Here is a 10,573-nt window from a genome sequence, read left to right as displayed (position 1 = left end):
GGACCAGTAGGGCCAGTAGGACCAGTAGGGCCAGTAGGACCAGTAGGACCAGTAGGACCAGTAGGACCAGTAGGGCCAGTAGGACCAGTAGGGCCAGTAGGACCAGTAGGACCAGTAGGACCAGTAGGGCCAGTAGGGCCAGTAGGACCAGTAGGGCCAGTAGGACCAGTAGGACCAGTAGGGCCAGTAGGACCAGTAGGGCCAGTAGGACCAGTAGGGCCAGTAGGACCAGTAGGACCAGTAGGACCAGTAGGACCAGTAGGACCAGTAGGGCCAGTAGGACCAGTAGGGCCAGTAGGACCAGTAGGACCAGTAGGACCAGTAGGGCCAGTAGGACCAGTAGGACCAGTAGGACCAGTAGGGCCAGTAGGACCAGTAGGACCAGTAGGGCCAGTAGGACCAGTAGGACCAGTAGGACCAGTAGGGCCAGTAGGACCAGTAGGACCAGTAGGACCAGTAGGGCCAGTAGGACCAGTAGGGCCAGTAGGACCAGTAGGACCAGTAGGGCCAGTAGGGCCAGTAGGACCAGTAGGGCCAGTAGGACCAGTAGGGCCAGTAGGACCAGTAGGACCAGCAGGGCCTATGAAGCATATAGGGTCACAACATTTGCATGAATGATTGCAATTGCAATCCCATTCACAACAATCATTGTCTATATTCCAATTATCGCAATCACAGCTATGGTCGTGGCAACTTCTAGATCTGTGATTACTTGATTGTCTAGATAATTTATTTTTCTCCATGTAATAAAATCCTCTCATAAATTAATATTTGGTGCACTTTATTATATGATTGCAAAACCCAAGATGTTACAAGGTTCTACTTGATTTAATCAAATGATTTTTATTAAATGAAGAACTTAAAATTATTTATAACATAGATTAAATAATAAGGAAATAAAACAATAGATTAATTTTGGGAGGCAAGGATGAAGGTAAGTATAATAATACATGTATATAATGTAGAAAAGTATATAGATGAATGTATACTAAGTGCGATAAATCAAACATTAGATGACATAGAAATAATAGCTATAGATGATAAATCAACAGATTCAAGTTTAGATATATTAAATAAATATAAAGAAAAATATGACTTTGTAAAAGTAATACCAAATGAAAAAAATATGGGGATATCGGCTACTAGAAACATTGGAATACAAAGTGCTAAAGGAGAGTATGTATACTTTTTAGATAGCAATGATTGTTTAGATAAAGATGCCATGGGAATTTGCTATAAAAAAGCGAAAGAATATGATTTAGATATAGTTAAATTTGATACAAAATTATTTGAGGATAAGGGATGTAGGATAAATGATTTTAATGAAAGTTATAAAATTATAGAAGCTGAATGTATTAAAGGCGAAGATTTTTTAAAAAAATATTTTACAACAGGAGATTATAATAATCTTGATATATCGAATTTGTATAAAAGAGATTTCATAATTCAAAATAATCTTTTCTTATGTGAAGGAATATTAGATGAAAATAAATTATGCTCTTTTCAATTATTTTTATTAGCTAATAGAGTTTTATATATACCTAAAAAGCTATGTTTCAAAAAAATTAGAGATGATTATATACAGATATCGGATAATTGTAAAAAAAGATTAGAAGATACAGAAACTATATTAAGCGAAATGTACAGATTTTATATGAATAATAAAGATTTATTTAAATCAAATATATCCGATCATATAAAAAATTATATAAAATTTATATTTGATAAAACTATTATACTTTGTGAAAGAGGTAATTTAATAGATGATAGAAGTAGAATAATTGAAAAATTTAAAATAGATGATGAAATTTCATATGAAGAGCCTAATAATAAGAAAAACATATTATTTTTAATGTATTTTTTATACGATGGAGGGGCAGAAAAGGCTCTAATGTCAATATTGGATAATTTAGATTATTCAAAATATAACGTGGATCTAGTATTATTAGCGAAAGAAAAAGAGTATATATACAACATAAATGAAAATGTAAATGTAATTTATATTTATGATAGCCCAGATCAATTAGATCGAGATTATTTATCTGGGAATTTTAATTTAGAATTTAAAAAAGAATATGATGTAGAGATAAGTTTTTTAGGCATATTTACAACATGGGTAATTTGTAGATATGGAAATCCAAATGCAAAGAAAATAACTTGGCTTCATACTGATTTTTCTTTAACTGTAGGTGGAAATACAGTAGATTATGTAAAAGATATATATGGAAGGATGGATAAAATTATAAGCGTATCTGATGGTGTAAGTAAATCATTTACAGATTTTGTAGGAGATAGTTTTAACTCAAAATTACAAAGAATATATGTTCCTACTGATATATATCAAATACGTAAATTATCATTAGAAGATATAGAATATAAAAAAAATAAATTTACTATAATGTCAATAGGAAGATTATCATCAGAAAAAGGATTTGATAGATTAATTAAAGTTCACAAAAGACTATTAGATGATGGAATAGATAATGAACTACTAATAATAGGTAGTGGAGCGGAGGAAGAAAATCTCAAAAGTTTAGTAAAGGAGTTAGAGTTAGAAAATAGCTGTAGACTAATTGAATATCAAAAAAATCCTTATCCATGGATAAAAATGTGTGATGTATTTGTATCGGCATCTTATACAGAAGCATTACCACTTGCAATTATAGAAGCTATGGTATTGGGAAAAGTGGTAGTTGCAACAGATACACATGGATCTAGAGCTTTATTTAAAGATAAATTAGGACTTATGGTTTCAAATAGTGAAGATGGCTTATATTATGGGCTTAGACTTATGATACTAAATCAAGAAATAAGAGAATTATATACAAAAAATTTAAAGGAAGTAGAAAAATTTGATTTTGACAAGTTTATTGTTATGCCTGAAATAGAAAAATTGCTTGACGAAATAAAAAACTAAGCAGGTGCTTAAATTGTACATTAGATAAAAGTTATTTAAATTATAAATATCTAAAAAACTGTATTAAAAAAATTTAAAGATGATTATATTTATACTTTGTGAAAGAGGTAATCTAATGGATGATAAAAATAGAATGATTGAAAAATTTAAAGTAGATGATGAAATTTCATATGAAGGGTCTAATAATAAAAAAAATATATTATTTTTGATGTATATGTTATACGGGGGAGGGGCAGAAAAGGCTTTAATGTCAATATTAGATAATCTAGATTATTCAAAATACAATGTAGATTTAGTGGTATTGGCAAAAGAAAATAGTTACTTATACAATATAAATGAAAAGGTAAATGTAGTATATATGTATGATACTTTAAGGGAAATGTATGAGGAATATGCAAACGGAAATTTCAATTTAGAATTAGGAGCGAAATATGATGTAGAAATAGGCTTTTTAGATTTATTTACAACATGGGCAATTTGTAGGTTTGGAAGTCCAACTGCAAAAAAAATAACTTGGCTTCATGGTGATTTTAAAGTAGTTGTAGGTGCAAATACAGTAGATTATGCAAGAGATATATATGGGAGAATGGATAAAATTATAAGTGTATCTGATGGTGTAAGTAAATCATTTATAGATTTTATAGGAGATGGATTGAATTCAAAGCTGCAAAGAATTTATGTTCCTATTGATATATATCAAATACGCAAATTATCATTAGAAGATATAGAATATAAAAAAAGTAAGTTTACTATAATGTCAATAGGAAGATTATCATCAGAAAAAGGATTCGATAGATTAATTAAAGTTCATAAAAGACTGATAGATGAAGGAATAGACCATGAATTAATAATAATAGGTAGTGGAGCGGAAGAAGAAAATCTCAAAAATTTAATAAATAATCTAGGCCTAGAAAGTAGTTGTAAACTAATTGAATATCAAAAAAATCCTTATCCATGGATAAAGATGTGTGATGTGTTTGTATCACCATCTTATCAAGAAGCATTGGGCATTGCAATTATAGAAGCTATGGTATTAGAAAAACCAGTAGTTGCAACAGATAACCATGGACCTAGAAGTTTATTTAAAGATAAATTAGGGCTTATGGTTTCAAATAGCGAAGAGGGCTTATATTATGGGCTTAGACTTATGATATTAAATCAAGAAATAAGAGAAATATATACAAGAAACTTAAAAAAAGTAGAACATTTTGACTTTGATAAGTCTATTGTTATGCCTGAAATAGAAAGGTTGCTTGATGAAATAAAAATATGATAGATATTATAATTTTAACGTACAAAAATTATTTAAATTATAGATAGTTTTAGGGGGTAATCATGAAGGTAAGTATAATAATACCTGTATATAACGTAGAAAAGTATATAGATGAATGTATTTTAAGTGCGATAAATCAAACATTAGATGATATAGAAATAATAGTTATAGATGATAAATCAACAGATTCAAGTTTAGATATATTAAATAAATATAAAGAAAAATATGACTTTGTAAAAATAATATCAAATGAAAAAAATATAGGCATATCTGCTATTAGAAATATTGGAATACAAAATGCTAAAGGAGAGTATATATACTTTTTAGATATCGATGATTATTTAGATGAAGATGCTATGAAAATTTGTTATGAAAAAGCTAAAGAATATGATTTAGATATGGTCAAATTTGATACTAAAGTATCTGAGGAAAATGATTTTAATGAGAGCTGTAAAAATATAGAATCTGAATGTATTAAAGGTGAAGATTTTTTAAAAAAATATTTTACAACAGCAGACTATAATAATCTTGATATATCGAATTTGTATAAAAGAGATTTCATAATTCAAAATAATCTTTTCTTTTATGAAGGAATATTAGATGAGAGTAAATTGTATTCTATTCAATCGTTTTTATTAGCTAAGAGGGTTTTATATATACCTAAAAAACTATGTTTAAGAAGAATTAGAGATAATTATATAGTGGTATCGGATAACTGTAAAAAAAGATTAGAAGATACAGAATCTATACTAAGAGAAATGTGCAGATTTTATATAAATAATAAAGATTTGTTTAAATCAGATGTAGCAGATAATATAAAAAATCATATAAAATTTATGTTTAATAAAGCTATTATGCTTTGTGAAAGAGGCAATTTAATAGATGATAAAAATAGGATAATTAAAAAATTTAAAATAGGTGATGAAATTATTTTAAAGGAACTAGAATTTGAAGAGAAAATTTCATATAAAGAATATAATAAGAAAAATATTTTATTTGTAATGTATCTTTTATCTGATGGAGGAGCAGAAAAGGCTTTAATGTCGATACTAGATAATCTAGATTATTCAAAATATAATGTAGATTTAGTAGTCTTAGCAAAAGAAAAAAGTTACTTATATGATATAAATGAAAATGTGAATGTAGTGTATATGTATGATACTGTAGATGAAATGTATAAGGAATACTTAAGTGGAAATTTTAATTTAGAATTAGAAAAAAAATATGATGTAGAAATAGGTTTTTTAGGTATATTTACAACATGGGTAATTTGTAGATTTGGAACTCCAAATGCAAAGAAAATAACTTGGCTTCATGGTGATTTTTCTTTGATGGTATGCGGAAATTCAAAAGATTATGTAACTGATATATATGGAAGAATGGACAAAATTATAAGTGTATCTGATGGAGTAAGTAAATCATTTACAGATTTTGTAGGAAATGGTCTAAATTCAAAACTACAAAGAATATACGTTCCTAATGATGTATCTAAAATACGTGAATTATCGTTAGAATATATAAAATACAAAAAAAGTAAATTTACTATAATGTCTATAGGTAGATTGGGATCAGAAAAAGGATTTGATAGATTAATTAAAGTTCATAAAAAACTAATAGATGAAAGAATAGACCATGAGTTAATAATACTAGGTAGTGGAGAAGAAGAAGAAAATTTAAGAAAACTAGTGAAAGATTTGAAGTTAGAAAGTAGCTGTAAATTAATTGAATATCAAAAAAATCCTTATCCATGGGTAAAAATGTGTGATGTGTTTGTATCACCGTCTTATGCAGAAGCATTAGGCCTTGCAATCATAGAGGCTATGGTATTAGGAAAACCAGTAGTTGCAACAGATAATCATGGATCAAGGGCTTTATTTAAAGATAAATTAGGTCTTATGGTTTCAAATAGTGAAGATGGATTATACTATGGACTTAGACTTATGATATTAAATAAAGATATAAGGGATTTATATATAAGAAATTTAAAGGAAGTAGAAAAATTTGATTTTGATAAGTCTATTGTTATGCCTGAAATAGAAAAATTATTTGATGGAGGCAAAGAATGATTTCTATAAGTTTATGCATGATATTAAAAAATGAAGAAGATGTTATAGGAAGATGTTTAGATTGTGTAAAAGACATAGTAGATGAAATTATAATAGTAGATACAGGCTCAACAGATAAAACAAAAGAAATAGTTAAAAAATACACTGATAAAATCTATGATTTTAAATGGATAGATGATTTTGCTGCCGCTAGAAATTATTCTTTTAGTAAAGCTACAAAAGACTATATATTTTGGATAGATGCAGATGAGGTATTATTTAAAGAAGATCAAATCAAGTTATTAGATATAAAGAAAAATTTAACTTCTAATATAGACACAGTTACAATGACAGACCACAGAGGATTAGATGAAAGTGGAGAACCATTGTTAAGATATAAAAGAAATAGATTAGTTAAAAGAAAAAATAATTTTAAATGGGTTGGATTTATACATGAATACTTAGGAGTTAGTGGGAATGTATATGAAAGTGAAGTAGCAATAACACATCAAAAACTACATGATGCAGGAGATAGGAATCTTAGAATTTATAGAAAAAAATTAGATGAAGGTCATAAATTATCAACAAGAGATATTTATTATTACGGAAAAGAGCTTTATTATAATAAGTTTTACGATGATGCTATAAAAATTCTTACTGAATTTAGTAATATGGATGTGTGGGTAGAAGAAAAAATAGATGCTATGTGTAAGGTATCTGATTGTTATTTTTTTAAAGGTGATTACAAAAATGCTAGGGAAAGTATATATAAAACTTTTGAATATACATCTCCTAGAGCTGAAGCAGTGTATAGATTAGCAGATTGCTTTAAAGAGGAAGGTAGATATGAAGAAGCAATAAGTTGGTATGAAAGTATATTCAACTTGGAAATGCCAAAAAATTGTTATGGATTTATTTCTCCAGAATATTGGACTTGGAAACCTCACCTTCAACTTACTGTTTGTTATTATACAATAAATAAAATAGAAAAAGCTATAAAACATCATAATGAGGCTTATAAGATTAACCCTAATAATGAGTATATAGCTCAAAATGAGCAGTTTTTTAACAATGAGCAATAAATTATAAAATTTACATTTATTTATATATATGAATCTTATTAAATAGTATTATTTTTTTTAGAGAGTTTATAAAAAAATAAACTCTCTAGATTATTTTGTTGAAATTTGTTAGAATAATGGAGTATTAGTTAATTTTATAAATCTAAGAAAATTAGAGGAATATAAAGATATTTATAGAATTAATAAATATGTGATAAATTAAATATATCTATTGTAGGTTTTTAGAAATAAGATTAAAAGGGAAAGAGGTTAAAATCCTCTGCAGTCCCCGCTACTGTGAAGCTGATGAAACTTTCAAATACCACTGTAATGTATATTATGGGAAGGGAAAGGAGTAAAATGAAGCCAAGCCAGGAGACCTGCCTACAGTAATTAAATTAGTTTCTTCGGGATGAAGGAAAATAATTAAAAAAGTAATATCTTGGTTTTTTATAGGCTTAGGTATTATTTAAGATGTTATTTAAATCCTAATCCAAAAGTTAGGATTTTTTTTGTACCTGATAAACTTAAAAACTATATTTAAATTTATAAATTAATTTATCACAAAAATTTATATTATTTATAATAAAAAGTGAGGTACTAAAATGAATTATTTAACACTATCCGTAGTAGCCGGTGTTTTAATTGTACTGTTAAACCCGACTACATCAAGCGCTATGCATATCATGGAAGGATTTTTACCAGTAAAATGGTCAATACTTTGGACCATAGTATTTATTCCATTTTTCGTATATGGATTAAAGGCAATTAATGAAATAGTTAAAAAAGATCCAAAGAAAAAGGTATTATTAGCATTAGCAGGAGCTTTTGTATTTGTATTATCAGCACTAAAAATACCATCATTAACAGGTAGTTGTTCACACCCTACTGGAGTAGGATTAGGAGCAATATTATTTGGGCCAGCTGTTATGGCTGTAATAGGGACAATAGCATTATTATTCCAAGCAATATTACTTGCACATGGTGGACTTACTACATTAGGAGCTAATGCTTTTTCAATGGCAATAGTTGGACCTATAGTTTCATATTTAATATTTAAGTTTTGTAGAAAAAGAAATTTAAGTATTGGTGTGAGTGTATTTTTAGCAGCGGCATTAGGCGATTTAGCTACATACACTGTTACAGCAATACAATTAGCACTAGCATTTCCTGATCCTGCAGGAGGAGTGATTGGATCTGCAGTTAAATTCTTAGGAGTATTTTTCACGACTCAAATACCTATAGCTATAGCAGAAGGATTATTAACTACTTTAGTATATAATTTAATAACACAAAATAATGAAGAAGGAGTTGAAGATAATGAGTGCAAATTCGAAAACTAAAACTAAAAACTTTATATTACTTGCTTTAACAATAATACTTATAATAACTCCTTTACTTTTAAATTCTAAAGCTGAGTATGGGGGAGCTGACGGAGAAGCAGAAAATTTAATTTCTGAAATAAACCCAGATTATAAACCATGGTTTAGTAGCTTATACGAACCACCTAGTGGAGAAATAGAAAGTTTATTATTCTCTACACAAGCAGCAATAGGAGCTGGATTTATAGGATATTATTTAGGTTCTAGAAAAGGTAAAAAAGGTAAATGCTAGAAATTGATAAATGTGCTTATAATAGCAATCTAACAAATGCTAATCCAATGATTAAAGTAGGTGTTACTTTTATTTTTATGGCAATTTCTTTAATAACTAATAGTATTAGTCTACATTTATTAATAATGTTATTTATAAGCATGTTAATTGTGTTTTTAGCAAGAGTTGATATTAAATTGTATATAAAGTGCTTAAAGATACCTATATATTTTTTAATTATAGGAACTACACTTAATTTAGTTAATATATCTTTTGAAAATAAAGATTTTTTATTTGATATAAAAATATTTAGTTTTTATATAGGTACGACTAAATTTGCAATTGAGAATTCTATACATATATTACTAAGAGCTATGAGCTCAGTTATATCTATTTATTTTTTAATACTTACTACTCCATTTAATCAGTTAATAATTATATTTAAAAAATTGCATATTCCAGATACATTATTAGAACTTATGGTTTTAATGTATAGATTTATATTTATTTTCTTAGAAGAAGTAAAAAATATATATAAATCACAGCAATTAAAATTTGGGTATACAAATTTAAAAAACTCGTATAATTCAACGGCACTACTTATAAAAGTCTTGTTTTTTAGAATGATGAAAAGATATGAGGAAATGAGTATAACTTTAGATATAAAGTTGTATGATGGGAAATTTCATATATAGGAGAGAACTATGTTTAAGGTAAGTAATTTAACATACAAGTACGATAAATCAAATAAGGCAATAGATAATATAAGTTTAGATTTCTCAAATGGAAATATGATTGGAATAATTGGAGCAAATGGTTCTGGAAAATCCACTTTATTTATGAATTTAGTAGGTATCTTAAAACCGTCTGATGGAAAGATATTTTATAATAATAAAGAATTAAGTTATAAGAAAAAAGATTTATATAACTTAAGAAAAGAAGTAGGTATAGTATTTCAAGACCCAGATAAGCAAATATTTTATTCAAGAGTATATGACGATGTTGCTTTTTCTTTAAGAAACATTGGTTTGGATGAAAAAGAAGTAGATAAAAAAGTACATAGAGCATTAGAGCTTGTTAATGCCCTAGATTTAATAAATAAGCCAGTACATTTTTTAAGTTATGGTCAGAAAAAGAGAATAGCAATAGCATCTGTAATAGCTATGGAAAATAAAGTAGTTCTTTTAGATGAACCAACAGCAGGGCTTGATCCTGAAAGTACAAAGGCTATAGTAAAAATATTAAAAGATTTATGTGATAAAGGAATTAAAATAGCTATATCAAGTCATGATATGGATTTGATATATGAAATTTGTGATTACATATATGTGCTTAATAAAGGAAATGTAGTAATAGAAGGAGATTGTGAAACTGTATTTAAAGAAGATAAAGCTATAGTAAATGCTGGATTAAATCTTCCTTGGCTTGTAAAAGTTCATAAGAATATGAATTTACCTTTATTTAAAAAAGAAGAAGAACTTTATATCTACTTTAATAGTTTAAAAAATAATATTTCTTTAAATGATTAATATTTTGATTAAAAAATTCTTAGATTTATTCTAAGAATTTTTTTGTTTTACACAAAATAAATATATAGTATATACTAAATGGTGTTTTTTTATAAAAAATATGATTTTTTTTATAAAAATAGTTGCACAAAAAAGGAAAAAAGTATATAGTATAA

At 27.4% G+C, this 10,573-nt stretch carries 9 protein-coding genes and 1 riboswitch; all 9 genes read left to right on the top strand.

The window, feature by feature from the left end; translation table 11 throughout:
* The coding region (locus tag H8891_RS15290; RefSeq protein ID WP_243207781.1) for a hypothetical protein at nt 1-618 on the top strand (618 nt) is incomplete at its 5' end.
* Nucleotides 619-928: 310 nt separating this feature from the next.
* Nucleotides 929-2,917 carry a glycosyltransferase gene (locus H8891_RS07840; protein ID WP_187005919.1) on the top strand — a complete coding sequence of 663 codons (1,989 nt, stop codon included), beginning with the start codon at nt 929-931 and terminating at the stop codon, nt 2,915-2,917.
* A 115-nt stretch (nt 2,918-3,032) separates the two neighbouring features.
* Nucleotides 3,033-4,190, top strand: a complete 1,158-nt coding sequence (locus H8891_RS07835) for a glycosyltransferase (RefSeq protein WP_187005918.1) — start codon at nt 3,033-3,035, stop codon at nt 4,188-4,190.
* A 62-nt stretch (nt 4,191-4,252) separates the two neighbouring features.
* A complete protein-coding gene (locus H8891_RS07830) occupies nt 4,253-6,256 on the top strand; it encodes a glycosyltransferase (RefSeq protein WP_187005917.1) in 2,004 nt (667 codons plus the stop codon).
* Nucleotides 6,253-7,317: a glycosyltransferase gene (locus H8891_RS07825; RefSeq protein ID WP_187005916.1), complete on the top strand. Its 1,065-nt coding sequence runs from the start codon at nt 6,253-6,255 to the stop codon at nt 7,315-7,317. Before H8891_RS07830 ends, H8891_RS07825 begins: the two co-directional genes overlap by 4 nt.
* Before the next feature lie 198 nt (nt 7,318-7,515).
* Nucleotides 7,516-7,698: riboswitch (cobalamin riboswitch) on the top strand.
* 203 nt (nt 7,699-7,901) lie between these two features.
* The gene (locus tag H8891_RS07820) at nt 7,902-8,639 is read left to right on the top strand and encodes an energy-coupling factor ABC transporter permease (RefSeq protein WP_187005915.1); all 738 of its coding nucleotides are present in this window, start codon (nt 7,902-7,904) and stop codon (nt 8,637-8,639) included.
* Nucleotides 8,617-8,910 carry an energy-coupling factor ABC transporter substrate-binding protein gene (locus tag H8891_RS07815; protein ID WP_187005914.1) on the top strand — a complete coding sequence of 98 codons (294 nt, stop codon included), beginning with the start codon at nt 8,617-8,619 and terminating at the stop codon, nt 8,908-8,910. Before H8891_RS07820 ends, H8891_RS07815 begins: the two co-directional genes overlap by 23 nt.
* Entirely contained in the window at nt 8,904-9,584 is a 681-nt protein-coding gene (gene cbiQ / locus H8891_RS07810) for a cobalt ECF transporter T component CbiQ (protein WP_187005913.1), read from the top strand. The genes H8891_RS07815 and cbiQ overlap by 7 nt, the downstream gene beginning before the upstream one ends.
* A 9-nt stretch (nt 9,585-9,593) precedes the next feature.
* Entirely contained in the window at nt 9,594-10,418 is an 825-nt protein-coding gene (locus H8891_RS07805; protein ID WP_187005912.1) for an energy-coupling factor ABC transporter ATP-binding protein, read from the top strand.
* Nucleotides 10,419-10,573: the final 155 nt, after the last annotated feature.

Origin of the sequence: Paeniclostridium hominis (assembly GCF_014306135.1) — a bacterium.
Classification (GTDB): domain Bacteria; phylum Bacillota; class Clostridia; order Peptostreptococcales; family Peptostreptococcaceae; genus Paraclostridium; species Paraclostridium hominis.
This window is presented reverse-complemented; position numbering and strand designations above follow the sequence as displayed.

What these genes read in the sequence shown, in the direction of transcription:
- H8891_RS07840 (WP_187005919.1), top strand. Translation starts at nt 929, where the DNA reads ATGAAGGTAAGTATAATAATACATGTATATAATGTAGAAAAGTATATA.
- H8891_RS07835 (WP_187005918.1), top strand. Translation starts at nt 3,033, where the DNA reads ATGGATGATAAAAATAGAATGATTGAAAAATTTAAAGTAGATGATGAA.
- H8891_RS07830 (WP_187005917.1), top strand. Translation starts at nt 4,253, where the DNA reads ATGAAGGTAAGTATAATAATACCTGTATATAACGTAGAAAAGTATATA.
- H8891_RS07825 (WP_187005916.1), top strand. Translation starts at nt 6,253, where the DNA reads ATGATTTCTATAAGTTTATGCATGATATTAAAAAATGAAGAAGATGTT.
- H8891_RS07820 (WP_187005915.1), top strand. Translation starts at nt 7,902, where the DNA reads ATGAATTATTTAACACTATCCGTAGTAGCCGGTGTTTTAATTGTACTG.
- H8891_RS07815 (WP_187005914.1), top strand. Translation starts at nt 8,617, where the DNA reads ATGAGTGCAAATTCGAAAACTAAAACTAAAAACTTTATATTACTTGCT.
- cbiQ (WP_187005913.1), top strand. Translation starts at nt 8,904, where the DNA reads ATGCTAGAAATTGATAAATGTGCTTATAATAGCAATCTAACAAATGCT.
- H8891_RS07805 (WP_187005912.1), top strand. Translation starts at nt 9,594, where the DNA reads ATGTTTAAGGTAAGTAATTTAACATACAAGTACGATAAATCAAATAAG.